Here is a 24,290-nt window from a genome sequence, read left to right as displayed (position 1 = left end):
CTACTACCAGTTGAACCAGTGGGAGACGTTGATCAGGAAGGTATTCTGAGCGGGCACGTCGAGGATGCTTCGCAAGTTGTCGAACGCGCTCCCAGTGCCCGGCGTGCTGGTGAAGTCCTGGCGCCCCTGGGTCCACACCGCGAAGAGGGTGGATCCGGGGTGGTATTCCCACCGCAGTACGACATTGGCATTGAGCTGTTTTGCGTTGACACCGCCGGGGTCGGTCGCCGGGGCGTACGGCTTGAACCGATCCGCGTACGCCGCCGCGCGCGGGTCGGCGAGTTCGCGCACGTCGGTATAGGCCCCCCAGCTCGCGAAGGGCTGCAGATACCCCTGGAGCGACAGCGTGGTTGAGAGGGTGTAATTGAGGCGCGCGGTGATCGCCACGGTCCGTTGATCGAGATGGGCGAAGGTAAAATGGGTGACGCCGGCCGAATCGACCGGGTTCGCCAGCCACTGCCGATCGTTCTGCGCGGTGGTGATTGCGCCACCAAGGCTCGCCGACAACCGGCTCGACGCATTGATCGTGAAGGTGGGCGTCACGCTGAATGAGTGGGATCGCCCCTCGTCGGCGCGCGACGTCGTGACCGTGACCTCGGGCACGACCGCGTTACGGCTGTCGCCGGTCACGTCCCACCAGGTCCCCAGCGAGCGGTCCTGTCGGAGCGCTGGTCCGCCGCGAGCGCAACGATCGCAGAAGGTGGTGCCCAGCCCATCGACCACGCCCCACGCACCCAGCGTCCACAGGTTGTGGAGCGTGAGATGCACGTTGGTATTCACGGCGCGGTCCGTGACGAGGCCCGCAGTGGTCGCCTGCCACCATGCGTTCCCGTTCCACACGACACTGCGATACCAGCTAGTGGGCCGGTTGAGCGTGAGGTTGAGCCACCCATATGCCTGCTGCTGATCGGCCTGGCGCAGGAATCCGACGTCGTTCACCTCGAATCCGGGCGAGCTGCGCATATAGATCATCTGGAAGCGGACCACGCCTCCAGTCTTGTCGAACGCGACCTGCTCGTCGTCACCGCTCAAGCTGGTTGCGGCGCTGTCCACCACGAGCGCGCCATCGGGGCGCTGGTAGTTGTGAATCGGGTCGCGTTCCGTTGCGGTAATCGCGGCCGGTGTCCCCTCGACCCGGCTCCAATGCACCGAGCCGTGCAACTGGTACTCCTTTCCCCAACGACTTCGCGCGTCGAGTCCGCCCGCGTACGCCGACCGATGGAGGTACGCGGCGGATGACGTGTCGAGGTCGCGATCGACCGCGGTGAACGTGAGGCCGATGCCGGTCTCGCCATTGCGGAAGTCCTGCGTGGCACGGAGCACCCCGTAACGGGCCGAAGGCTCAATGGCGAGTCCCGAGGAGCCGTCCACACGCTCGGTCGCTGATCCCAAAGCGCCGATCGCGAGGTGGCCCAGGCGCGCGACCAGCTTGCCGGCGCCCAGGATTCTGGTGGCGCCCGGCGACGTCGAGTCTCCGTTGATCTCCGCCAGCTGCGGTGCACGGCCGATGCGCCGCGAGTAGAACAATCCCTCGTGGAAACAGGAATAGAGCGCGCAGTTGATGTCGTACGAGAAGAGGCTCGCTCCCTCGACAAAGAACGGCCGCCGCTCGGCGAAAAACGTCTCGAATTGCGTGAGGTTCAACTCCGCCGGGTCGGCTTCCACCTGCCCGAAGTCCGGGTTCACCGTCGCGCTGAGCGTCACGTTGGATGCGAGTGCATAGTGGAGATCGGCACCCAGCGACGCCCCGGTCTCATGCCTCGACCCGGTGGCAGACGGCACCGTCACGTTCCTGGTCACCAGGTAAGGGACGAACTCGCCATGACGAGGCGGCGCCAGGCTATCGAGTCCCGTCACATCGCCGAACTGCGACGCGAGCCCCGGAATCTGAAGATTGCGGAACGGCCAGGTCATCCCCTCGCCCAATCGCTTGACCGACCGCCACAGGTAGATGCCGAACGTGTCGCTCGGCGCGTTGGGGTAGCGGATTTGCGACAGCGGGATCCGCACCTCGGCGGTCCACCCCAGCGAGTCAATGCGGGTCGCGACATCCCACACGCCGTCCCAGGCGTCATCGAACGACCCGCCGTCGTCGCGAAAGGTGAAGTCGAGCTTGACGCCCTTCGGATTGAAGTCGAACTCGTAGCCAGTGCGCCGGTCGCGGTACCCGTCCACCAGCACGCCCATGAGGTCCGATCGCGAGTCCTGGTCGCGCCGCGCCAGGGCGGCCTCAATGCTGTCCGGGTGCGGATCGTACGCGCGGAGGAACACGTACAGGTTGTTCGCGTCGTAGGCGACGCGCCCGGTGGTGCGAAACGTGGGGTCGGCGTTCGCCCTCGGCACCTCCTGGCGGAAACCCTCGATCAGCGGCGCCGCTCGCCACACCTCGTCGTCATCGCGGCCGTCAATGACGGGTGCCGTCAGGGCGCGCGTGGCCACGATGGTGGGCCGCGTTGCCCGACCCGACGTTGGCAGTGGGGACGGCGCGGCCGAGGTGGTGGCTTGGACCAGGAGCAGACCCAGGATCAGCATGCGTCATGATTCGTCGCTGAGCCGGAGGGGACAAGCCATCAAGGGATGACCCGGCCGTCTGCGGGGATCAACCCACGTGCACCAACGCCGCCCGCGCGTAGCTTTCCCCGCATGACGGCCACCACACCGATCTGGCGACGCTGGCTCATCCTCTGGGCATGGGGCTTTGCGGCGTTCACGGCGCTGGGCCTCATGTCTGCGATCCAGAACGGCGTGAACCTGCTGCGCGCGGGGCAGGGCGTGGATTGGGTCACGCTCACCGGCGATCGCCTGCTCGACAATTACGGCTACGCGGGCTTCGTGCCCGCCATCGTCCTCCTGGTGCGCCGCTTCCCCCTCGACCGGATACACTGGAAGAGCAGCGCGGTCATCCTGCTCGCCGCCACGTTCGTGTTCGTCATGCTCAAGTGCGAAGTCGTCGAACGAGTCGAAGCGCTGGTCTGGCCGCTGGGCGCGGGGTTCGCGTCGCACATTTTCGGCACGATGTACGACATGTGGGGCATTGTCGTCGTGGCCCAGGCGATCGAGTTCTACCGCCGGGCAATGGAGCGCGAGCGCCAGGCGGTGGAGCTGCGTGAGCGGCTGACCCACGCGCAACTCGAGGCGCTGCGCTCGCAGCTGCACCCGCATTTCCTCTTCAATACTCTGAACGGCGCCGCGACGCTCATGCACACCGATGTCCCGGCCGCCGACCGGATGCTCACCCAATTGTCGGACTTGCTCCGCGCCACACTCACGCCGGGCGGTCCGCAGGAGATCCCGCTCACCGACGAGCTGGACCTGCTGGAGCGCTACCTCGCGATCATGCGCATGCGCTTTCGCGACCGCCTCACCGCCGTGGTCGTGGTGGATCCTGCCGCGCGTCCCGGACTGGTGCCGCAATTCCTGTTGCAACCGCTGGTCGAAAATGCCCTGGAGCACGGCATCGAAGCGAAGCCGGGACCGGGCCGCGTCGAGGTGCGGGTCACTCGCGAGGACGACCGCCTGCGCATCACCATCACCGACGACGGCCCCGGACCCGACGGTGCAGCGCCGACCGCTGGCGGCATCGGCATGGCCAACACCCGCGCTCGGCTCGCTCAACTCTACGGCGACGAGGGGGAACTCACGCTCGCCGCCGCCGGCCCGGGCGGCGGTGCCCGCGTGACCGTGTCGCTGCCGGTGCGCGTCAGCGGGCCTGCCGCGTGACGCGCCGGGTGCTGGTCGCCGACGACGAACCACTGTCGCGCGACCGCATCCGCATCATGTTGGGCGCCGACGCCGGCTACCTCATTGTCGCCGAATGCGGCGACGGTCCCTCAGCGGTGGAAGGGATCCTCGCGCACCGGCCCGAGATCGTGTTCCTCGATATCCGGATGCCGGGACTCGACGGGCTGGAGGTGCTCGCGGCACTCGACGAGGTGGCGACTCCGCCCGCGGTGATCTTCGTGACCGCGCACGACGCGTATGCCGTGAAGGCGTTCAACGTGGGGGCGGTGGATTATCTCCTCAAGCCGTTCGACGCCGAGCGTTTTGCCGCCGCGCTGGCGCGCGCAGAGGTCAGGCTGCAGGGCGGAGGAGGTGCGGCACTCGAGCCCGCGCTCAAGGTGCTCCTGCAACAGGTCAAGGCCCGGCATCTTTATCCTGAACGGTTCCTGGTCCGCGCCGCCAAGCACCTCTACTTCGTCAAGGCCGCGGAGATCGAATGGCTTGACGGCGCCTCCAACTACGTGCGCCTCCACATCGGCGGGCGCGCCCATCTGGTGCGGGACACGCTGAAAGCGATCGCGTCGAAACTCCCGCCCGACCGATTCGTGCGCGTGCATCGCTCGGTCATCGTGAACGTGGACCGCATCCGGCGGCTCGAGCCGAGCGGCCACGGCGAGTACCTCATCATGCTGGAGGACGGAACCCGGCTGACCTCGAGCCGCGGTCACAGCAAGGAACTGCAGGCGCTGCTGCGGGAGTAGTGCCGGCTGTCGTGCGGGAACGGTGCGGGAGCGGTGCGGGAGATGTGCGGGAGGTAGGCAGATCTGCCGTTCGGGCTTGAAGCGTTGCCCGACTCTCCGTACCCTGCATCCATCACTCCAAAGGGGCTTTCAGTTGACGGTCGCGACGATGCTGGATCGGCAGTACGCGCCGGCGACGCCTGAGCCGACGGCGTGGCGAATCGGCATCGCGCTGCTTCGGGTGCACGTCGGCGCGACCTGGCTCTGGTACGCGTGGCCGAAGTTCGCGCGCAGCGAACGCTACCTCCCTCCATCGGGCTACATGATAAGCTTCGCCCAGGCGAGTGCCAGGAATGCCACGGGCGCAACGCGGGCCATTCTCGAGCACGTCATCCTGCCGCATGCGGCGGTGTGGGCGGAGCTTGCCCGGTTCGGCGAACTCTCCGCGGGCTTGCTCCTGCTGCTCGGTTTCCGGAGCCGCCTCGGCGGCGCGATCGGCCTGGCGGTCGCGCTCTGTTACGCACCGTTCAACTATGCGTTCCACGAATACCATGGCGGCCTGCTGACGCTTCCCGACAGCATGATGGCGGCGCTCTCCGCGGTGCACATTCTCGTGCCGAGCGGCAGAATGTTCGGCCTGGACGCAGTGCTCGCGCGACGCGGCGGGATGGCGAAGACGGCGCGGCCAATGGCCGGTCACGAAGCAGCGCAATGATCAAGTCGGGAACGACACCGTTCGCTTCACGATTCCACCACGACGATGTGCGCCTGAATCTTTCCATCGACCGCGCCTGAACCGAACTGCCGGGCAAGCGCTTGCTCGACGTAGTCGGTAGCCTCTCCAAGCCGCCCTCCCTGTCCTTCGATCTCGTTGCGAAGCGGGGTCCCCTGGCAGTAGCCGACCGCAGGGATGCGTGGGCTCTCAGCCAGGCTCCGAGCTGACACGGTATCAATCGCGACGCCACGATCGAAGCCGCCCTGCACCAGGTCGCGCTCAATCTCGGCCTTGTCGTGGTAGCCATGCGGTATCCGGGCCATGAATCGCGGGGGAGCATCCGGGAACAACGTCGCCAGAGCCTCCGTCGTGACGGCCGCGAAGTCATTCTCCTCGATTCGGTCCCACACGCTGAAGATGAGGCAGCCCCGCGGTCGAAGGACTCGGCGTGCCTCGCGAAACCCTGCAACGCGATCCGGGAAAAACATCACGCCGAACTGACAGAGGACGGTGTCAAAGGACGCTTCGGGGAAGGGGAGATGAAGTGCGTCTGCCTGGCGCCACTCGACCGGACGCGCTGTGCCGCGCTGCCGGGCTCGGTCGATCATTTCCGGGTTGAGATCGGTGGCGACGAGCGTGGTACTGGTCGGGAGCGTTGCTGCGAGAGCTCGGGTTAGAACGCCAGTGCCGGCGGCCAATTCGAGGATGGAGTTGTCTGATGTTCGAACAGCCCGGGTCGCCAGGTCATTGGCGTAGGATTGAAAGATGAGAGGGACGAGGTATTCGTCGTAAATTTCAGGAATGGACCCGGCGAATCTGGAGTCGTCGCGAGGACTTGTCATTGTGCCGTGATTCATTTGTGCTGACCCCGCTCCCATGAAATCGACTCGGGATCGCGACCGAGGACATCTACGGTGTCTCCGAGTGTCACGATGCGCAGGTGCGCGATACCCTCCATGGGGTGGCCGCTCTCTTCGGCGATCCGCATCCAGGTCGAACCCGTTACTGCCAGCAGAGGATAGCAATAACTCGCCCACTGGCCAGTCAGCAAGGGCACGTCGCTTCCAGTTTCAAGTTGCCACGGATGCTGGAATTCATTGAACGAGGTTACCGCGATTGGCTGGTTGAACACCAGCAGCAGGTCGTGCTTCATGCCGCCGGCCATGTGTGAGAAGAGCAATCGGAGGGACAAGCGCCCGTCAGTCAGCTGCAAATCGACGCCCGCACAGGGGGTCTCAACGTCCCGAACGACCGGCCAACGTGAATATGTCTCCATAGATACTTGCTCCGCGTGCCGCGTGGTTTAGTCGGCAGGTGCGCGTGTCAGGGCGTGCCCGGTGACTTCCCGGCGCACTCCAGCAGCTTGGCCGCGACCAGCTGTGGCTCGGGGACGAGCAACCGCACCGTCTGCCCTCCGCTGCTCAACTCCAGAGTCTGGATCATCGCACTGGTCAGAAATCGCACCACTCCGCTCGGGACGCTTGCGCGCGGTGTGAGCGTGAGATCCGTCGAGACGGGAAGGACCGTCGGCGCTCGATGCCGCGAAAGATTTCGCTTATGCGGCACGAACGCCCAGTCGCCTGGCCCGGCATAGAGGTGCCCGCCAACGGCGAATCGGCCCGATAGCATGAGGCTGCAGGCGACCCGACAACGGAACGGGCCGGGAGGGGGAGCGGGCACCAGAGCCGGATCTGCGTCGTACAAGCGGCGCATGAGTCGCCGCATCCGGCGCCTGGACGAGTGGGTCAAGAGGAATCCAAAGGCCAGCCCGCCCAAAGCCCCGGCAACGAGCGGCACGGCCACTCCGACGGTGCGGTAGGTCATGAAGACAAACAGTGCCGTCATCGGCACGCCCCAGAGAGCGGCCATCATGAGCACCGGCCGCCAGGCCGGACCCACAAATGGGCGTTCATAGACTTCGAAAGGCAGAAGTTCGTTCATTCCCTCATCCCGAAAGCGCGATCGCGGATGGCGCCGCGCCGAGATTATTTCCTGCGCGGCACTTTCGAGCGTCCTGATTTCTTCGCCGTCGCCTTCGGCTTCATGCCAGCGACGTACTCATAGCTCGCGGCGAAGTAGGGCTGCAGCTTCTTCGTATTGGCCAACAATGTGTCGGGAATGACCACGTACTCTGGCTGAACGACGCCGTAATGTGCAGCCAGCGACGTCTTGTACTTCTTGAGGAACGCTGCCCGCTCCTTTTCGGGTAGACGCAGCGCCACCGTGTTGTCCTTGTGCAATGCGCTGAACATATGTCCGTTGAGCGAGGTATAGGGAACGGTGTCGCCCTTTCGTTCGACGGCGGGATTCGTAGCGATGAGTCTGTCGTAACACGCTATCGCGCTGGATCGATCCATATACACCCTCGCCTGGTGAAGAGTTGCAGTGGGGAGGAACGGGCCGCTCAGGCTCGATACACCAGACTGATCACGACGCCGACCACGAGCCACTCGACAGTGTAGGCAACGGCTTGAGCTGTCGTCAACCGCCAGCCAATGTTGAGATTGACATGGTTGTGCAAGACAAACGAGCCCAGGGCATATACCGCGATGAGGAGACCGAACTGCAGCCCTGCGACAACGCCCGCGCCGACCGGATGAATCATGGCGAACAGTATCGCGAGTGCGATCATCGAGAGCAACATGCCCAGCATGCCGAGCGGCATGACCGACTTCATCGATTCCTGGGTGCGATACACAATACCGTATCGCGCGAACTCGGCCCGCATCGCCGGACTGGTGAAGATCGCGCCGCCCAGAATGAAGTACGCGACAAAGGCGGCGACGGCGGCTACAAGTACACGCGTGAGATTCATGGGCTACGACCTCCTGGTGAGAGCAGGCGCGGTGAGCGGACGGGGATGGCTACCGGCATCGAGCGCGGGACGGCACGAAGGCTCCGGTTCCCTTTGCATGAGATTAGAGACGAGCGGCGATCAGGACGAGCCAGGCCGTATTGTGTACAGTCCCGGATCCCGTGTATCTGCTGTAGATGTCGGTTAGTCCTCGATCGTAGCGTACCGATGCCGACAAACGGTGGAAGGTGACGCCCGCGCCGACGATCACGCCGAAGTCCAAAGGGTCCGGCTGGTCCTCGGATATACCCGCTTCACCGGTGGTGCAGGGAACGACGAAGACGGTACTGCCGTTCGCCGGACTGTTGATTGCCTTTGCTGAGCAGGTGGCGGTGATTCCGAATTCCGGGCCCGCGATGATGTAGGGACGTACCTCTCCGCTCGTCCGCGCCACATATCGCAGGAGAAGCGGCACTTCCACGTAGCCGACCCGATACTCGATCCTGACATCGGCTGGATAATCGAGACCCGAGCCCTTCCGCACGTACAGCAGCTCAGGCGCGAAGCTGAGCCTCCTGCCCATTGGGAAGTTGAATGCACCTCCAGCGGCGAGACCGCCCAGGGCGTGCTGGCAATCCTGGCAGCCGGTGCTGAACGACCAGTTCAACGACACCAATCCGGCGACGGCACTGACCGATATCTGACCGTTGAGGCGCGCGGCCGTCATGACGCAGAGTCCGATCAACCCGGCAATTCGTCGGATCATTGATTCCTCTTGGGAAGTGTGCGAGGCGCTACTCCCGCGCCTGGGTTGGTCGCTCGAACGTAGTCTGGCCCCCCAGCACATGTCCGGCCAACTGCCGCCACGCTTCATGGTCCCACGAGCCATTCGCCGCGCCGCTCGTCGAAGGAGCGACGAACACTCTCGTCCGGCCGATCAAAGCCGGCTGCATACCGAACGACACTTCGTCTACCCCGTAGAATTCCTTTGCTGCGCGCTTGCCATTGAAACAGAAGACACGTGGTTGATGGCGTTCGATCTTCGCGTGCAGAATCTCGCGACCGCTCAGGGCAAACGTGATCTCGTGGTCCCCGCCGAATTGGGCCTTGACCAGGTCGGTGAGACCGATGCCATAGTCGGGAAGGAGTCTGTATTCTGAAGGCTCAAGGCGGCGTGGTGTGAGGCCCACTTCAGCCAAGGTGCGCCAGAACTTGTTGCCGGGGCCGGCGTAGTAGTGCCCCACCAACGCTGATGCGCGCCCCGCAGCTGTCCCACACACAACGAGCCGAAGCCCATCCATGAAGAGATCGTCAAGCATCCCCACCTCAGTTGCAACGATTCGTTCGGCGGCGGTCCCAACGGCGGCTATTCCGGCTCGTGGGCGAAGGATTCGAGCGCGCCGCACCGCGTGCAGCGGTAAGTGACGACGCGATACCGCTCGCGGTCGCCGCCGCTGCCCTCAGTGAAGAAGTGCCCCGCCATGCCGCTGCGGGGGGTGCCCGAGACCCAGCGCACCTGATGCGGAGGATCGTGCTCGACCAGCATCCCGAGAGTGGAGGTGCCCTGACAGCGGTAGCAGGAGTGCGACTCAGCGATCATGTGTACACCCTCGATTCAGTGGAACAGGCGTAAGCCGCCGAACCCTCTGCGTTTCTGCGGCGGCGCGCCGTGGCCACCACCCGATTGCATCGAATCTATGCCTGCGGTGGCCGAGTGCCGCCCTCCGCAGCAAGCGCGTGTTAGGCCTCGGGTCCGCGTCCACGCCGTCGGGAGCGGGGACCTTCTCTTCGAATCACTCGACGAGATATCGCTTGCACGCGAGCGCGACGATCGTCATACAATTGCTCTAGAACGAGCAGAACCAATTCATAAGCGTCGAGTGCATCGTCGTGAGTAATCGATCGCGAATGACTGCCAGCGTTTCCGATCCACTTTGCCGCCAGCAAAAGGTCGCCGTTGATCCTGTCGGTGGCGCTGAATAGCTCCACGCGTCTATGCAGTGACATGGACCGACGCGGCGCGCCGGGCTTCAGTCGGTGGGTCTGAGGAACACGCCGAGCCGTAAGCAGAACTTCGACAGCAGCCCGAATGGCATTGACGCAGGCCTCAGGATCCGACCAATACAAGCTAAAGGATCTCTTCAGTCGCTCGACAATCGCGCTTGGTGTTCTGGCAGGCAACTGGACGATCTGTGGCACATCGGCGAAGAAGAGTGGGGTGTAGTATTCCTCGTAGTCGCCTTCTTCGCCGTGCGGCCCATAGCGGCGGTTGTCCTGAACGCGGTATTTCCCAGCGAGCGCGACGCGGCCATCACAATGTGCGCACTGGAGCAAGCATGAGAAGCGACCATCGATCCATTCTGGTTCGGACGCTTCATGATTCATTGAGGCAGCCGATTCACTCGTCTGGCCTGTGCAGAGTGATCCGCCGACAAGGCTGAGTCGAGCGCCGTTGCAGGCAGGGCAAAGCCACGGAAGCTTGCTCTCTCGCGTGAATTCGGTTTTCCAGTCACTCCGTTCCACGCCGTCTCTCCGTCGCTAGTGTCTAGATCGAGAACGGATGCCTAACGACCGGCGCTTCTGCGGCGGAGGCACCGAGGCACCGCACGATCGGATCGAATCTATGCCTGCGTTGGCCGAGCGCGACCCATCCGCAGCAACCGCGGGTTAGGCAGCCCTGGCCGACCGCACATTGCACTGCGCCATTTAGTTGTCAGTCCGGACATCACCGATTAGGGCTTGGATTGCCCGTTCGTCGTCTGCCAGCGTTGGCGGTGGGTTTGCGGCAAGCCATGCCTGTAACTCGGCCTCCGCCAACTCCACCTCGTCGCGCCTAAGGGCGTCGATCTCGTCACCGCTCATAACTGGCGAAGAGCGCGCGATAATCCGTGCCTCGGCGCGCTTGAGAATGCGTGCCCCTTCCAACTCCAGTTGCGCTAAGTGCAAGCGTGCTGCTTCCGCTCTTGTGAGGCCGCGCTTCCTGGCTGCAAGTTCGGCCTGGGCCTCATCCGCGTCTTGGGCGGCAACCCGCGCGCGTTCTTCGGGCGGTAGTGCCGCAAGCTTTCGCTCCCACGCTCGCTGCGCTGCTATAAACTCGGCCGTGACGCGTTCGCAGTCCTCAGCGGTCGGCTTCGTGTCCCAGCCGTCCATTGCTCGTTTGATCCGCGCCGCCAACTCCTCGTCTGTTGACAATCGGAATGAGTCGTCGTGCATCGGTTTCCAATCCACGGATGAAATGGTAAGGCGACGAGTTCTTCGACACCGACCCGGGCGGACGCCGTCCCTTGCGACTGCCTAACAGCGCGCTTCTGCGGCGAGGACAGGTGAGGCCGGCACATTCCCTAGATAAAGCATACATCGCGGCGGCCGACCTGTGTTAGCCTCGCCCGCAGCAAGCGCGTATTAGGTAGCCGACCCAACTCATGCTGACCCGAACTTCCTTTCGGGAACATCTCAACCAGCCTCATACTGAGTTTGTCGAGATCCGCTGTTCGGACAAACAGCTCGTACCCCGTCAAAGTACCGGCAGAGGACTCGTCCCAAGCTTCCCATGCGCGAAGGCGATCCTCCGATTCACGTGCGTCGACGAAATGGAAACGCACTCCGAGTGAAGAAAGTAGCTCCACAACTCGAAGGCGCTGGTTGGCCGACCACAATCCAAAATAGGTCGTGTCTTCAGATTCAGTATGCATCGTGAGGCTAACTAACGCCCTGCTCTTCCGCTGCGAGGGCAGGTGAGGCCGCCGCAGTCCGTAGGCAAAGCATGTATTGCGGCGGCCGAGCCGTCTTGGCCTCGCCAGCAGCAAGCGCGCGTTAGGTGGCAGCAGGGCTCCGAATATGTGAAAGCGAAATTATCGCGAGCGCGAGCGGCCGGCTGCTGCCTGTCTTCGATAAATGAATGAGTTCGTTTAGTCCGGACTGGCTTGTCAGGCGGAGGGCTTCATATTGACGAATCGGAAGCTCGCGATTGTTGTTGAAACGTCGGTCTGGACTTCCGTCCTTATTCACAAATCTCCACGTGCGCCCGACGACCTGTGAGTCCGACGGCGCACCCTCCGATTCGATAAAGCGCGTTGTTGACACTTCGGCCAGTATGTCTTGGTAGGCGATCGCACCAACCTGCCCGTCGTCGAAAACCAAGACCCGTTCTGGCATGAAGGCCAAGAGCTGCTGTCCCACCTTCAGCATGGGAATATCGACGTTCACACGAATCCCGGGAGGCAGACCGATCGTTGGCCGAATCACTGTCCGACGTATCGAGTCGGAAGCACCTGCGTGGTACCGCTTGTCATATACTGCCGCATGGCTCTCCACATGCCATGCGCGTTGGGCTTCCGCCAACGTCCCAAATGCATCGTGGATTCCCTGAAACCGAGATTCGGCGCCGTCGGCGAAGTCGTAGAAAAGCACGGTTGACTTCCGCAGCACGTCGCGTTGGTGCACGTACCACACTAGCCCAATGCAGACGGCGCTAGCAACGATGGTCTGCACTGGACGATCGCCAGCGCTTACCGACGAAGCGAGAATGACCAAGGAGGCTGCGGCAACCCATCCCGCGAATCGCGCGCGATGCTTCTTAGCGTTCATCTCGGCGAGGAGATCCGCAGCACTGGAATCGACCATGTGGGAAACGGGACCACTCTCGATGTCAATCATCGGCCCAAGTGTTGGATCCACAGAGTACGCGTGTCCGGTTTCTCGGACTGGCGAAGGCGTATTCGGTGACCTAGAATTGCCAAGACTCTGCCTGTAGTACAGTCCGCCCCGACCCATGTGCACATAGTTGCCGCGAGGGCCGGTTCCGAAGCGCAATCCTTTGATCCCAGCGGATACACCGACACCGGACTTCGAGAGATTGAAACGAAGAGGTCCCACTTTAATAGCTTTTCGAATATAGAAACCCACCGGGCCTCCTTCTCTGCCAGCTAAAGCCGTGCGCTTCTGCGGCGGAGGCGCTGAGGCCGCCGCTCCGTCGAATCGAATCTATGCCTGCGGTGGCCGAGCGCGACCCGTCCGCAGCAAGGGCGGATTAGACCGCCGTTCGCAGCCGATCCTCGTTCGCCGGAGACGACGATATCCAGCCGATGTACAACGGTATCACGGTCCGCACCGTGGTCGCCACAATCTGGTTCTCGCATACCTTGGCACCGAGCACTTCGCCGAAACGGCAGCAGTCATTCCAACTGCCCTCATCAGCCTGTCTGTTGAACGACTGAACGAGAAGGACCGCGAACTTGGCACGGAACCTATCGGCTTCGATGAGCGCTGATGCGGCCCGGTGCAGTAGCTGGTACCGCAGCTCAGATACGTCGTGACCGTCGATGTCCAGGTGACCCTGCAGCGCCGCGAGACGTTCCGGCTTTCGGGTACGCGGATTGGGGGTCCGCAACCAATCCTTGACGAGGGCGTCGAGCGACTCGCCAGCCTTGGCCTCAATCGCGACCGAGACCAAGTCGTCACCGCGACGCAAAAGCGCCCAAAGGTCGTTCTGAGATGAATGGCCGCCACCCGGAATTGCTACCTGATGCTCAGGAAGGCCCAAGACCAAATACGCTCCCGCCAAGTCGGAGTTGCCATCAATTGCGGCGGCGACCTCGGGCGGCAATCCGCGAGCGCTGCTACATGCTGCCTCCCAACACACGGCCATCTCGAGGGCCGACTTCTTCGGCTCCCATTGCGTTTCGGGATCTGCGAGCAAGCGCCGCCAGTCCGTCGGCCCGAAAGTCGGAACGTAGAGCCGCCGCACGAATCCCTCCGAGTGGAAAGCTAGCGATCTAACGGTTTGCGCTTCTGCGGCGAGGCCGAACCGCTTGGCATCGTCAGCAGCAAGCGCGGGTTAGCCAGCACAGCGTCGGAGGGAATCAGCGATCTCCTGGCCCGTTGACAGACCATAGTGCTGCTTCCGCAGTTCGTCCCGTTCCTGAGCCGTAGGGCTCAAGTCCTGCGTAGCGACCGCTTCCCTAACGATCCACTCCCACACGGGCGACTCTGTCGCGTTCCCTGCCCAGTAGGAGTGCGCACATTCGTCGATTATCACCGGAGACTGTCGTGCCTTATTGAGCCACGTCCAATCGCCTCGATGTCGAGGTGGATCACCGACGTCGACCTCGTAAAGGAAGTGATTCCCTTTGGAAGCAACGAAGCGCTTCGCCTCATCGACGGACTCGAACACGAACACTGCTGATTGTCGGGTGGGCCTATTAGCTGGCCGAAGCTCTTCGAATCGCTTCTCGATCGGCCCGCGGTCATCTTTCAGTGCCGCGGCGCTAAACACCGTGCTGGGTGGTACTGTGCCACCGATCTGCAACTGCTCGCCGTGAACTCTGTAGGCACGGGTCATTGGCGGCCTCCACGATGTGCTGGCTAATGACCTGCGCTTCTGCTCCCGGGCGAGTGGTGGCGCGGCGCAGTCCTTAGCCAAGAATCATATCCCATGCCGCGCCGACACGCTCTCGCCCGGCCAGCAGCAAGCGCGTGTTAGATGGCACCCTGCTTCGGCATCCCTTCGAGATACCGTCTTGTCAGTACATGATTCCGAATCCAGTTGGTCGTGAGCTCGATCAGTGTTTTCAAATCAGAAATGTCTTTGTCGACCCACCGGCGCTCGTAATGTGTTTCGTCATTGCCTAACCACGCCGCCATTCGCGCGCAATCCTTGATGTTCTGGTCGTCCACATAGGTCTGGATACACGGCCCAAGGAGGGTAGCCATGATCGTGTCGCGCTTGTCGGGATGTACGCTGATGCAGTAGTCCTTGACGAGAAACTCAAGCGACTTTCTGCATCCTGGGCCTGCGACCTGAGCGAGCTGATATTGCTCGGCTGCACTTGCCTGAACGAACACCTCCACGAATGTGGGAGAGACTTCCGCGATTTCCTTCGGAAATGTTGGGGATTGGATCGCCCGCGGCGCGAGGTAACGTAGCTGGAACTGGGGTTCAGTTCCCCGGTAGGACGGGACGTCTTCCCATTCATACGTAGCGATGAACAGCCTCTTGCAATCGATTGCTGGACACTGATAGATGATTGCTAGCTTCGGGCGGAGAGCTGAGAGTGGCTTAACTAATCTCCAATCGACCTCGTCCGGTGTAATCGCGTGATGACACTGCGGACACTTCGTCGGGTCACGATCTTTGCTCAATCGCCGCCCACTTACGTCTACGAATGTGAAAGCCACGTACCCTCCAAAGGTCGTGCCATCTAACGGCCTGCGCTTCTGCTGCGGTGCCTGCCGAGGCTGTCGCCATCCTTAGCAATGTTACCACATCGGCGCCAGCCGAGGCGCTTAGGAGGCGTCAGAAGCAAGCGCGGGTTAGGCTGTGGTTTCGCCTTCGATATCGGGTGCCACTTCGAAAGAAGCTTCGCTGCTTCTCTGTCAACGTACGCCCGACTTAAGCCATGCGTACTGACATAAGACTCAACCTCTTTGCCAGTCGCCTTCTGAAGAGCCAGCGCTTCGGCAGCTAAAGCGTCGATTCTCTCGATGACCTCGGTGTACACAGCGTCTTTATGCAGGACGCCTCGGTGTTGCCTCGAGATTCTATGCACCATCCAGTTTCGCTCTTCAAGAGCGGCGTTGAGCCTGACTGCACGAGCGTGCGGCACTACTCCAGCCTTATTGAGCTCCTTCAAGAGTACGCCCATCGGCTTACTCTCGGCGTTAGCGGTGAGGGCAGATCCCTTCGTCATTCCAATTCCCGGTTTCGGCTGGACACAAACTACGAGATATGTGGACAACGCCGTTTCGAGTTCCTGGCAATGCCAAACTGCCATTCCGATTCGGACAGCCATATCCTGCAGGCGTAACGCCTGCTCAAACACGTCCAAGGGTTCCTCCGCCAAATCGGCCTAACGATCTGCGCTTCTGCTGCGAGGCCAGATGAGGCCACCGCATTCCTCAGATAAAGCATACATCGCGGCGGCCGAGCCGTCTTGGCCTCGGCAGCAGCAAGCGCGGCTGCTTCTACCGCTCACCCCGAACGAGGGAACAGTCTCATGTACTGAAGTGCCGGCTCTCCCGAGAACTCGTCGGTGATACTGACAGGGGCATCTGAAATGAAGCGGCTGGCTATCCGCTTTGAGGCCTCGTTGGAGGTAGAAACAACGGCCTCAACGTAATACCTCTTCAATGACGTGCCGCGAAGCCCATTCTCCAATTCAGCAAGAGCGTCTGCAACAATGCGTGTGGCCAACCCTTGCTTGCGAAGTGACTCATGGACAGCGTATCCGATACTGAAGCAGGGCAAGTTGTTGAAAGGGTCTGCCTTTACGAACTGGACGATCCCAGCGGCCTGCCCGCCAGACATTGATACATACGTTAGGCGCAATTCCCCCATAGGGTGGTCTACGATGACCTTGAGGTGGTCAAAGATCTCACACGGCTCCAACTGGACGTCACCGCTGTCGATTGCCGGTTGGAGGGTGCGAAATGCATCCATCGGATCTGTCATCTGTGGCACGACGACTCCCAATGATAGAGAGGTGGACAGGCCCGGCCCCGCGCTTCTCCAGCGAGGCACATGGGGGGCACACCGCAGCAAACGCTGGTTAGGCGGCATCCTCCGGCCGAGCCCACGTTCCGGGCCCTGCACTGGTGTAGGCTGAGCACTCATCCTCCGGCACGACAAAGGTGACGCTGTAGCGCGCCCGTGTCACCGCAACGTAAAGATGCTCCGGTGAGCGAAGGGGCCCGGGGTCTCGGCTCAGGAGAAAGTCTCTCATGGGTTTGGTCGGAAAGACGAGAACGCGGTTGAAGGTATCCCCCTTTGCAACCCCGATGTTCATTGCAGGAAGGTCATGGGTTTCTGTCGCCTTCGTCTGCCGCAATGCGATATCTGGTGGATACGTGGCAAGATACCATTCGAGGTCCTTGTTGGAGACGAAGAATACCCCGTCGTGCCCTGAAGAAGTGGCGAGTCCAGAAGTGGCGGCTGGCAAGACCGGGAACACGCTATTGGCAAGCGTGCAAATCTCCGCGTGGCAACGATAGTTCGTGTTGCGCTCCTCAAGAGCGATGAGGCTGGAGCGCTCTTTGACCCAGTCCCAGAGTCCATGCCCACGGTACTTCTTGTTGAGTGGGCCGTGATTGGTAGTGATGATGGCTTGTCGCGGGTCGCCAACAACCACGACATTGATGGACGTACCAAAGAGTAGGTCCAGCACTTCCATGTCGTAGCCTGCGCAGTCCTGCACTTCGTCCAGGAAGACATGAGAATGGCAGCGTTCAAGCCGCCGTGCGACCAAACCATTCGTAAGGGTATTCAGATGTACTGCGCATTGTGCGACACGGTCTCGGTAGACATCGAGATTCCCATCTAGATAGCGCTCAACACTCTCGTTCCTTGCATAGCGCGGTGCCTCACCTGTGAAGTTCAGCCCCCGCACGGCAAAGGGGACTCCGGTAAGAGCGGCTTGATATGGCTTGATACATTCGTTGATCAAGAAGGAAAACCAGCCCATGACACGAATCTGCGGTGGAAGCGCACCAGCAGCAGCACGGAGATGAGTGTCGAGCCGGCGCTGGTTCTCGGCCGTAAAGGTCAGGAGAACGACGCGCCCGCCAGTCGCACCAAGTGCGCGCTGGATGACTTCCGTAGTCTTGCCAGCTCCCGCTGTGGCGAGAATTGCCTTGCGTTCAGGCAATCGCAGATGCGATGTAGGCGGGCATGACGAGCGATGCCTCGGCTGCGAAGATCGCCAGGGCGCCTTCAGTCTTGTTCTCGCTCATGTACTCCAATGCTTCCTCCTTGGTGCTGAAGTCGCACGAGAGTACCGCGTTGAGGTCACCCAAGCTGTTTGCGGCCACAATTGCAGGCTCGAGTGTCCTGAGCGCCGGATCGTCACAAGTGTGAAGCGTGATGTGCGTGTTCAGGTAGCCTTCAAATCGCCTTCCGACTTCACTGAGTGTCTTTCCATCGTTGTCAGTGATGACCCACACTCGTCGCTGGAGCGGGATTGCAAGCTCGAGGAAGCGCTTGTGGGACAACCCGACGCTAATGACGTCAATCCCATTCTCTAGGGGAAGCTTGCCGTGCTTGTCCAGATACGCCCGCTGCACGACCAGCTCGTCTGATGGGCCCTCTACGAGGAGTGCACCTGAAGCAAGGACGAGCCTAAGGGTGTCATAGCCCGGCAGTCTCCGGAAGAATTGCACCGTGCCATCCTCAAGGGCGTGCAAGCGGGTTGGGTGTGAGCCACCGAGACACACTAGGTGTTCTAGTCCGAGCTTGTTTGCGATGAAAGTACTGTGGGTTGAAGCGATCAGTTGCTTCGCACCCGCATTGTCTCCAATGCGACGCATCAACACGTTGAGCAATGCAAAGGAGAGATGCGCTTCAGGCTCCTCAATCAGCACCACGTTCGAGGTCGCTGCCCGTTGAACAAGTGCGAAGAGAATCTTGAGGACATTCTGCTCGCCCTTCCCGATGAGTGCAAACGGTATTTCATCGAGGTGGGCGACGATGCTCGTCTCCCACGTACTACGTTGGGAGAGATCAAGGGCCATCGTAAGTGCGCGGTCACTAACCCCTGAGCTGGTCGCTTGAAGCTTTTCGTTGATGGCTCGGACCGGCGCCTTTTCGCTGAACTGCTCCCTGAGACTTCGATATTCTCGCGACAGCTCCACGCGCTCGGCCGGGTCGAGGAATGCCTGCACTGCTTGTTGCAGGTGCTGATCGATGCCGGATTGGGCTCGAATGGCAGAAGCGTCAATTAGCGACACTCGCACAGGCACACTTCGCGAACCAATGGCATTGCCATTGAAGCCAAGCCAATCGACCGTATAGTACTCAGTCGGAGCCAGTCTGACTTCGCCTGGGCTTGCGACCAGCCGTGAGTACTCATCGATAAATGCAACCGACATCGAGGCACAAATGCGGATACCGCAGGCATCGGCGCCTCTCAGGTTGTTCATGCCGCGAAGGAATGCCGTGCTGTCGTCATCGGCAAACTCGACTTCGATGATCACCTCTGGTGGGGTCGCCTTCGGGTTTGTCTTGAGGGCGGCGACATAATCGGCGACCGCGCCGGAGTTGACGAGGTACGGCGAGAGCTCCTGGGCGAACGGGCGCCCATTTAGCCGACCGGTAAGCGCTAGGTTGACGGCTTCCAGTATGGTTGACTTCCCAGAGTCGTTCTTGCCTACCAAGATGTTCAAAGTGCTATCGAGCTCCAAGTCGAACTCGCGCAGCATCTTGAAGTTTCGGACCGACAGTCGCGTTATGGTGGCCATCGGCAACAATCCAAGGGTTGAGGTTGGGAAGGCCCTCGTCGGTCTAACGCCTTGCGCTTCTGCGGCCGAGGTGGCCCGTCCGCAGCAAGCGCGGGTTAGACCGCGTCATCCTCTGCTAAGCATCGGCACCGTATGCGACAAGATAGCGCTCACACCACTGGCGGCAGCCACGAGATTCCGTAGGACAAGCCGATTGCAGGCGCGACGACATCAAGCTGTGCAGTCAAGTCACGATAAGTGAAGCAGGACGAATCAGCGTCAAGGCGTCGCGTCGCGATTTCGTGCACGGTTTCAGTATGTGCGTAGAATACCACAGGCTTCGGTTTCGAGGTCATCGCCGCAAAACTCGGAGGGAACGTAACCGTTAGCCGCAATCGGCCCAATGGGCAATGAACTGCAATGCGACCGTAGTCTTCCTGCCACGCGTCGTTGACGAACGCAGCTTCAGCTTCGGGCAGAGTAAGAAAGAAGATGCCGTCAAAGGGAATGCGTACCAAGAAGCTTTCGGCCTTCGACTCGGGTGTTAACAGGCCATGTATAACCACGTGACCATGCACCGTATGGTCACTAAAGCCGAGATGCGCTTCATCGAGAGATATCAGTCGAGATGTCCCACCAAGCGCGGCAACCTCAGGATACCGGTGCCCTCGGCCTTCTCGGCTAACATCATCATAGAACGGGATTCGAAGATCTTGGACGACTTGAAGCGGCCGGACTCCAAGGAATTTGAGAATTTTGAGTCCCCTGCCTGCGTCGTCGAACGACCATTCAACTTCGTGTGCATCGACCTTAAGCGCGGCAAGCAGCTGGTATTCAGGGCTGTGCCCCGCATCGAGGGCGGCACCCTCGGCCTTTACAAGGGCATCCTGAGATTCGATGACTCGTAGCTCAGCTCTGGCGAGTCGTGGCTTCGTCAAACGGTACGAAAACCAGGAGCCCAACACCGCGCCGACCACGCTCCCACCCACGCCGATCAGGGCAGCAACTATGCTGATGTCCATTTCTTTCGTCCCGGAGACGGATTGGCGATTCTGTCTAGCGGTCTAACGACGCTGCGCTTCTGCTGCCGGGCGAGTGGCGGCGGCGCAATCCTTAGATAAATCATACATCGCGCCGCGCCGACACGCCTTCGCTCGGGCAGCAGCAAGCGCGTGTTAGGTAGCCCCGCGCGCAACGAGACTTGCTGCTTCAACCGCGTGCCTCAACCCTGCGAACGGAATGGCCTGTACCAATCCTTCCAAAGACGCGAGCGTGATCGAGGATTGACTGCGCTCGCGTTCGTCGAGCGTCCGGGTCGGCAGCACGAAGAACTGCCACTGATCCAGGTTTAGCGGATCGAGCGTTGCTTTGGACTTATGGAAGAGAAGTGCGAAGACATAGACGTGCGCGGTCCTAACGGGTTCAGTTCCAACGACGTTCGTCTCGGAGCTCCACTCTCTTGCCTTGCGGACGCTGAACTGGATCGTCGAATAGTCCTTTTGATGCCAACTCTGCAAGTACGCCGCGGACTTGACTTCGACCTGAACTCCTGCGGAAGTGCAGAGGTCGCAAGCGGCCCACTCGTCACGCACGCCAGCGGTAGAAACTCCGATGCCCTTGGCCACGATGTACTCAGCGAGGCGCCCGCGCGTAGCGTTGCTAACCAAGTCGGAGACCGACCATTGCCAGAAATCCAAAAGAATCGCGCCAATGTCGGCGCCTCCGGCGCGAAACGGTTCGCTTCCGTCACGTCGAACGGCCGGCAAACGATCCAAGTCACCCATCATCAACCTCCGCTGGGACCGCCTAACGTGCTGCGTTTCAGTTGCGGGGCCTCGGCTGGGGCGGCCCATCCATGTCGGGCCATCGTGGGCCGCCCCAGCATCGCTTGGCCCCGTCAACTGCAACGCTTGTTATGCCGCACTTTCGAAAAGCATCAAGTCAGGATCCTCAACTGCGAGATCTCCGACGCGAATGGTTCGGACAAAGTATTCCCGGATTGTATCTCGCTTCCGCTGCGCCCAAGAATCGAAGTAGTGTGGGGCGATGACGAAGTTCGAGCAGTGGTTGATGATTCGGCGCGATAACTCATACATCTGGTGGGCACCCCTCGTTGTGATGATCCGGTCTAGGTGAACGCGCGCCAGTGGAGCATCCTCTGGGAGATATGACAACACAGCAGCGATTCGCGTCTGGTCAACTGGAAGAACAGTCAGGCAGATTCTGACCACATCGCCTTCGTCGTTCGCGACGCCGTCGAGACTAATGAGGGCCGAAGCTGCGACAGTTGGACGCGATACCTCGAGGAGGCTGACATCATGGAGGAGGAAGGCCGTGTCCCCGGATGTGAGGGCCTGGTCAAACCTCAACTTGTAGAGGTTGGTTTCGAACGCGATCGCCATTCTCTCGGTAGCGTATTGCCCGGCGGGTGACAGCTTGCCTTTAGGGTCGATGCCGAGTTCTACTCGCTTCGCATACGCCGCGTGGAGAAGGGCGCCTGCCGCACACGTGGCATGAAGCTCAAACAACACTGCCCGATACGCGAGCAGAAAGAGTTGCGAAGAATCGTCCAGCGCAAGTGGCTGAGTCTCGATGGGAGCAAATAGTTCCCGATCATGGCTCTCGCAGAGGCCGGCGAATGTTGTTGCCTTGTTGCGACCAACTTTGGCGAAATCGATCAAAACGCCTTCGTCCATATTAAGTCGATGTGTCAGGGCAATGACGTGGCCAGAGTCCACCAGCAGGTCGAGGCACCGCGCATTCTGAACAGAATGCGCGCGGATTGCAGGGCGCTTGCACATTGGGCCTGGTGCGAAACACCTGGCGTAGCGAACGCCCCTTAACTTGAACAGGGGCTGGCGAAGGCTCCGCAAATGGTCATCGTCAACCGACATCCTGATCCACCTCTGTGCGGCCTAACGCCGTGCGCTTCTGCTGCCGGGCCTGGCCGCAGCGGTTCTCGTTCGATCTATGCGCTGCGGCCCAGGCGCTTGGCCAGGGCAGCAGCAAGCGCGGGTTAGGCAGCGGCATTACGACGTGTACATCTCCGACGGGAAACCGTGGTCTAAAGCGTTCGCCTGCGTGAGCAGTACGCGGCGGGCGCTATCCATCTTCGCCACCGCCATATCGGTGAACATAAACGTGTGACAGTCTTCCTTACCGCACCCACATGGTGTGATCTCGCCCGATTTCAGCAGCTCGTCAAAGAACGCACGGATGGCGACCAACTGCTGCACGATTTGATCAAGTGCGTTCCGTACCTTCGGATCGGCTATGCTGAACTTTGACGGTAACTGCTTGCCATCAGACGTCGTTCCCGCATTGATCGTTCTGATCGACTCTGCAATCGCGGTACGAAACTGTGGCAACGAACTCTCCATATGGAACGGCGTCCTAAAGGCCGGGCGATCAAGGCAGGCAAGCAGCAGATGGACAATCTCTGACGCAGACAATGGCAAGGACTCGGTGACGAAACGCCTGAGTTGTGACTGGTGGCGGCGAACCTCTTCCAACGAAAGGCCCTTTGATTGGCTTGTTGTGCTATCGTACTGATCGTGATGGGCAAGGCAAAGGAATACCAGGTTCTCGACGGCGTTGTTTGATGGATCATGATCCAGATGGGCGATCTGACCAGCCTTTTGCCCTTCATCGTGCTCAAGACCGTAGCACACACAGCACCGGCGTCTGGAGGTGACAAGAACGTCAGCCTGAATCTGTTTCGGAATTGCCGGCCGCTGCGACACAAAAAACTCCGGGTTGTCTGCTAACGACTCTGCGCTTCTGCTGCCGGGCGAGTGGCGGCGCGGCGCAGTCCTTCGCAAATCATCATGCCTCGCGCCGCGCCGACGCGCCCTCGCCCGGCCAGCAGCAAGCGCTTGTTAGCGAGCGCCGTTCCTGAGGTCATTCGGGCCCACGGCCGAGAACTCTTTCGAGGCCAGAAGAATCAAAATAATAAGCCGGAACAATCTTCTCCTTGGTGGGCGGTAGTGGGTTCCCCGGCGCAGCTAATGCTGCGTCGAGATCTGGGTTCTGTGTGTGGGGCTCGTCTAGGAACGCCCATAGAATGAAGAACCCGTCTCCGTCATCGGAGACCGCTAGTCCCACCTGCCTCCGAGTACCAAAGGTGTACTTAGATAGTCGTGTCAGCGTCTCGAGGTATTTCTCCTGTGGGATGTTGAGCTCGCGATCCCACGGAGCGAAGAGAAACCCGCAGTCTGTGTTGGGGACAGCGAAGTGGCTAGGATTCCGGAACTCCCCGGCCTTCACTGTCTCAACACAAAGCTTGAGTCGCTCCTTGAACGCGGCCAATGCGATCCTCGGAAGCAGCGCCAGTTCTTCGAGGATGTGATAGTGGGAGGTGTCACCTTCACCGCCTTTCCTGTAGGTTACTCTATCACCGAGGTTCTGCAGAATACCTGAGATGTCATAGTCCAAGTGTGACGGCAAGTACGACTCGAACGTTGCAGCATACCGCTCGTGCGGTGGGCCAGAAACGTCCGCTAGGAACTGCCCAACCAGCGCTTTCTCACCAACGTGCGACCCACGCACGACGTGCTTCAACGTGTTCTCACGAAACCTCCAATACTGAGACAAATCGTGCGGCGTGCGAAGCACTTGGCAAAGGCTGAGATAGTCACCAGCCTCAACGAAGTGTACGAATCCAGCGCGGCTGCTTCTGGCTCCTGCAGCCCCACGGAAATCGGGGGTACCCGGTGCCCGATAGATCACGACCGAGCTCGCCGCGCCCGCATCTGGGTTGCTGAGAATAGTGTCGTGGCCTCGATCATTCTGGACCACACGGCCCTCATGTTCCTGAAGGTACCGGTAGGTGTCAGCGATCTGACCAACGGCCTGACCCCGCACCTTCTTGCGAAACCATATTGCAAGAGCGTCGCTGCTCGCATCTGCAGAGACATGCCGGTCTTTGACTTGGAGGATCAGGGCCATGCCTCGAAGCAAGACCAGTACATCGGCAACCTCGATCTCACCGGCGGGGACACGTAGTTTACCCGAGGTCACCGAGAACTCACGCAGGAAGATATTCCCGGTCACTCCCCCAACTACCTCTTCCAGCAGTGTGCTAGACAACGTGTTCAATCATCTACTCCATAGT

Annotated in this window: 24 protein-coding genes; 3 read left to right on the top strand and 21 right to left on the bottom strand. The window is 60.9% G+C overall.

The features are described from left to right. Positions 1–3 precede the first annotated feature (3 nt). On the bottom strand, positions 4–2,532 hold the full coding sequence (locus VGM20_03330; protein HEY4099893.1) for a DUF5916 domain-containing protein: 2,529 nt from the start codon (positions 2,530–2,532) through the stop codon (positions 4–6). Between the two features lie 111 nt (positions 2,533–2,643). On the opposite strand from VGM20_03330, the gene VGM20_03325 reads away from it, so the two are divergent. From VGM20_03325 to VGM20_03315, 3 genes are all read left to right on the top strand, one after another. Next, on the top strand, positions 2,644–3,720 hold the full coding sequence (locus VGM20_03325; protein HEY4099892.1) for a histidine kinase: 1,077 nt from the start codon (positions 2,644–2,646) through the stop codon (positions 3,718–3,720). Beyond that, positions 3,717–4,481 (top strand): LytTR family DNA-binding domain-containing protein, encoded by a 765-nt coding sequence (locus tag VGM20_03320; GenBank protein HEY4099891.1) that lies wholly within the window; start codon positions 3,717–3,719, stop codon positions 4,479–4,481. Before VGM20_03325 ends, VGM20_03320 begins: the two co-directional genes overlap by 4 nt. A gap of 148 nt (positions 4,482–4,629) precedes the next feature. Further along, positions 4,630–5,175, top strand: a complete 546-nt coding sequence (locus VGM20_03315) for a TQO small subunit DoxD (protein HEY4099890.1) — start codon at positions 4,630–4,632, stop codon at positions 5,173–5,175. Between the two features lie 26 nt (positions 5,176–5,201). Here the strand turns inward: VGM20_03315 and VGM20_03310 are convergent, their stop codons facing one another. The 20 genes from VGM20_03310 to VGM20_03215 all read right to left on the bottom strand — a co-directional run bounded on the left by VGM20_03310 (position 5,202) and on the right by VGM20_03215 (position 24,274). Next, positions 5,202–6,032: a class I SAM-dependent methyltransferase gene (locus tag VGM20_03310; protein HEY4099889.1), complete on the bottom strand. Its 831-nt coding sequence runs from the start codon at positions 6,030–6,032 to the stop codon at positions 5,202–5,204. Then, positions 6,029–6,340 (bottom strand): hypothetical protein, encoded by a 312-nt coding sequence (locus tag VGM20_03305; protein ID HEY4099888.1) that lies wholly within the window; start codon positions 6,338–6,340, stop codon positions 6,029–6,031. The genes VGM20_03310 and VGM20_03305 overlap by 4 nt, the downstream gene beginning before the upstream one ends. 158 nt (positions 6,341–6,498) lie before the next feature. Further along, the gene (locus VGM20_03300) at positions 6,499–7,116 is read right to left on the bottom strand and encodes a hypothetical protein (GenBank protein ID HEY4099887.1); all 618 of its coding nucleotides are present in this window, start codon (positions 7,114–7,116) and stop codon (positions 6,499–6,501) included. Between the two features lie 44 nt (positions 7,117–7,160). Continuing rightward, positions 7,161–7,532, bottom strand: a complete 372-nt coding sequence (locus tag VGM20_03295) for a hypothetical protein (GenBank protein ID HEY4099886.1) — start codon at positions 7,530–7,532, stop codon at positions 7,161–7,163. Positions 7,533–7,579: 47 nt separating this feature from the next. Continuing rightward, positions 7,580–7,990 carry a hypothetical protein gene (locus tag VGM20_03290; protein ID HEY4099885.1) on the bottom strand — a complete coding sequence of 137 codons (411 nt, stop codon included), beginning with the start codon at positions 7,988–7,990 and terminating at the stop codon, positions 7,580–7,582. A 103-nt stretch (positions 7,991–8,093) separates the two neighbouring features. After that, positions 8,094–8,735 (bottom strand): porin family protein, encoded by a 642-nt coding sequence (locus tag VGM20_03285; protein ID HEY4099884.1) that lies wholly within the window; start codon positions 8,733–8,735, stop codon positions 8,094–8,096. Positions 8,736–8,763: 28 nt separating this feature from the next. Further along, positions 8,764–9,288: a mismatch-specific DNA-glycosylase gene (locus VGM20_03280; GenBank protein ID HEY4099883.1), complete on the bottom strand. Its 525-nt coding sequence runs from the start codon at positions 9,286–9,288 to the stop codon at positions 8,764–8,766. 47 nt (positions 9,289–9,335) lie between these two features. Next, complete coding sequence (locus VGM20_03275; GenBank protein ID HEY4099882.1) at positions 9,336–9,515, bottom strand: hypothetical protein; 180 nt, start codon at positions 9,513–9,515, stop codon at positions 9,336–9,338. A 1,160-nt stretch (positions 9,516–10,675) separates the two neighbouring features. Further along, positions 10,676–11,182 (bottom strand): hypothetical protein, encoded by a 507-nt coding sequence (locus VGM20_03270; GenBank protein HEY4099881.1) that lies wholly within the window; start codon positions 11,180–11,182, stop codon positions 10,676–10,678. Positions 11,183–11,782: 600 nt separating this feature from the next. After that, complete coding sequence (locus VGM20_03265) at positions 11,783–12,625, bottom strand: hypothetical protein (GenBank protein HEY4099880.1); 843 nt, start codon at positions 12,623–12,625, stop codon at positions 11,783–11,785. Between the two features lie 373 nt (positions 12,626–12,998). Beyond that, the gene (locus VGM20_03260; protein HEY4099879.1) at positions 12,999–13,715 is read right to left on the bottom strand and encodes a hypothetical protein; all 717 of its coding nucleotides are present in this window, start codon (positions 13,713–13,715) and stop codon (positions 12,999–13,001) included. 731 nt (positions 13,716–14,446) lie between these two features. Further along, positions 14,447–14,812, bottom strand: coding sequence for a hypothetical protein (locus VGM20_03255; protein HEY4099878.1), 366 nt, complete (start codon positions 14,810–14,812; stop codon positions 14,447–14,449). Between the two features lie 1,126 nt (positions 14,813–15,938). Continuing rightward, positions 15,939–16,418 carry a GNAT family protein gene (locus VGM20_03250; GenBank protein ID HEY4099877.1) on the bottom strand — a complete coding sequence of 160 codons (480 nt, stop codon included), beginning with the start codon at positions 16,416–16,418 and terminating at the stop codon, positions 15,939–15,941. 97 nt (positions 16,419–16,515) lie between these two features. Continuing rightward, complete coding sequence (locus tag VGM20_03245; protein ID HEY4099876.1) at positions 16,516–17,610, bottom strand: UvrD-helicase domain-containing protein; 1,095 nt, start codon at positions 17,608–17,610, stop codon at positions 16,516–16,518. Beyond that, on the bottom strand, positions 17,603–19,198 hold the full coding sequence (locus tag VGM20_03240; GenBank protein HEY4099875.1) for an AAA family ATPase: 1,596 nt from the start codon (positions 19,196–19,198) through the stop codon (positions 17,603–17,605). The genes VGM20_03245 and VGM20_03240 overlap by 8 nt, the downstream gene beginning before the upstream one ends. Before the next feature lie 149 nt (positions 19,199–19,347). After that, positions 19,348–20,199, bottom strand: a complete 852-nt coding sequence (locus VGM20_03235) for a hypothetical protein (GenBank protein HEY4099874.1) — start codon at positions 20,197–20,199, stop codon at positions 19,348–19,350. 153 nt (positions 20,200–20,352) lie between these two features. Then, complete coding sequence (locus VGM20_03230) at positions 20,353–20,961, bottom strand: hypothetical protein (protein HEY4099873.1); 609 nt, start codon at positions 20,959–20,961, stop codon at positions 20,353–20,355. Between the two features lie 129 nt (positions 20,962–21,090). Then, positions 21,091–21,978, bottom strand: coding sequence for a hypothetical protein (locus VGM20_03225; GenBank protein ID HEY4099872.1), 888 nt, complete (start codon positions 21,976–21,978; stop codon positions 21,091–21,093). 228 nt (positions 21,979–22,206) lie between these two features. Next, positions 22,207–22,920: a hypothetical protein gene (locus VGM20_03220; protein HEY4099871.1), complete on the bottom strand. Its 714-nt coding sequence runs from the start codon at positions 22,918–22,920 to the stop codon at positions 22,207–22,209. Positions 22,921–23,077: 157 nt separating this feature from the next. Further along, entirely contained in the window at positions 23,078–24,274 is a 1,197-nt protein-coding gene (locus VGM20_03215) for a hypothetical protein (protein ID HEY4099870.1), read from the bottom strand. Between the last annotated feature and the right edge of the window lie 16 nt (positions 24,275–24,290).

Source organism: Gemmatimonadales bacterium (assembly GCA_036500345.1).
Classification (GTDB): domain Bacteria; phylum Gemmatimonadota; class Gemmatimonadetes; order Gemmatimonadales; family GWC2-71-9; genus Palsa-1233.
The sequence above is the reverse complement of the archived record's forward strand: the minus strand, read 5'-3'. Positions and strand labels throughout refer to the sequence as shown.

Bases quoted from the DNA above. Each gene is read 5' to 3' on its own strand.
- VGM20_03330 (HEY4099893.1), bottom strand. From the start codon at position 2,532: ATGCTGATCCTGGGTCTGCTCCTGGTCCAAGCCACCACCTCGGCCGCG.
- VGM20_03325 (HEY4099892.1), top strand. From the start codon at position 2,644: ATGACGGCCACCACACCGATCTGGCGACGCTGGCTCATCCTCTGGGCA.
- VGM20_03315 (HEY4099890.1), top strand. From the start codon at position 4,630: ATGCTGGATCGGCAGTACGCGCCGGCGACGCCTGAGCCGACGGCGTGG.
- VGM20_03310 (HEY4099889.1), bottom strand. From the start codon at position 6,032: ATGAATCACGGCACAATGACAAGTCCTCGCGACGACTCCAGATTCGCC.
- VGM20_03305 (HEY4099888.1), bottom strand. From the start codon at position 6,340: ATGGCCGGCGGCATGAAGCACGACCTGCTGCTGGTGTTCAACCAGCCA.
- VGM20_03300 (HEY4099887.1), bottom strand. From the start codon at position 7,116: ATGAACGAACTTCTGCCTTTCGAAGTCTATGAACGCCCATTTGTGGGT.
- VGM20_03295 (HEY4099886.1), bottom strand. From the start codon at position 7,532: ATGGATCGATCCAGCGCGATAGCGTGTTACGACAGACTCATCGCTACG.
- VGM20_03290 (HEY4099885.1), bottom strand. From the start codon at position 7,990: ATGAATCTCACGCGTGTACTTGTAGCCGCCGTCGCCGCCTTTGTCGCG.
- VGM20_03285 (HEY4099884.1), bottom strand. From the start codon at position 8,735: ATGATCCGACGAATTGCCGGGTTGATCGGACTCTGCGTCATGACGGCC.
- VGM20_03280 (HEY4099883.1), bottom strand. From the start codon at position 9,288: ATGCTTGACGATCTCTTCATGGATGGGCTTCGGCTCGTTGTGTGTGGG.
- VGM20_03275 (HEY4099882.1), bottom strand. From the start codon at position 9,515: ATGCTGGTCGAGCACGATCCTCCGCATCAGGTGCGCTGGGTCTCGGGC.
- VGM20_03270 (HEY4099881.1), bottom strand. From the start codon at position 11,182: ATGCACGACGACTCATTCCGATTGTCAACAGACGAGGAGTTGGCGGCG.
- VGM20_03265 (HEY4099880.1), bottom strand. From the start codon at position 12,625: ATGATTGACATCGAGAGTGGTCCCGTTTCCCACATGGTCGATTCCAGT.
- VGM20_03250 (HEY4099877.1), bottom strand. From the start codon at position 16,418: ATGACAGATCCGATGGATGCATTTCGCACCCTCCAACCGGCAATCGAC.
- VGM20_03240 (HEY4099875.1), bottom strand. From the start codon at position 19,198: ATGGCCACCATAACGCGACTGTCGGTCCGAAACTTCAAGATGCTGCGC.
- VGM20_03235 (HEY4099874.1), bottom strand. From the start codon at position 20,199: ATGGACATCAGCATAGTTGCTGCCCTGATCGGCGTGGGTGGGAGCGTG.
- VGM20_03230 (HEY4099873.1), bottom strand. From the start codon at position 20,961: ATGGGTGACTTGGATCGTTTGCCGGCCGTTCGACGTGACGGAAGCGAA.
- VGM20_03225 (HEY4099872.1), bottom strand. From the start codon at position 21,978: ATGTGCAAGCGCCCTGCAATCCGCGCGCATTCTGTTCAGAATGCGCGG.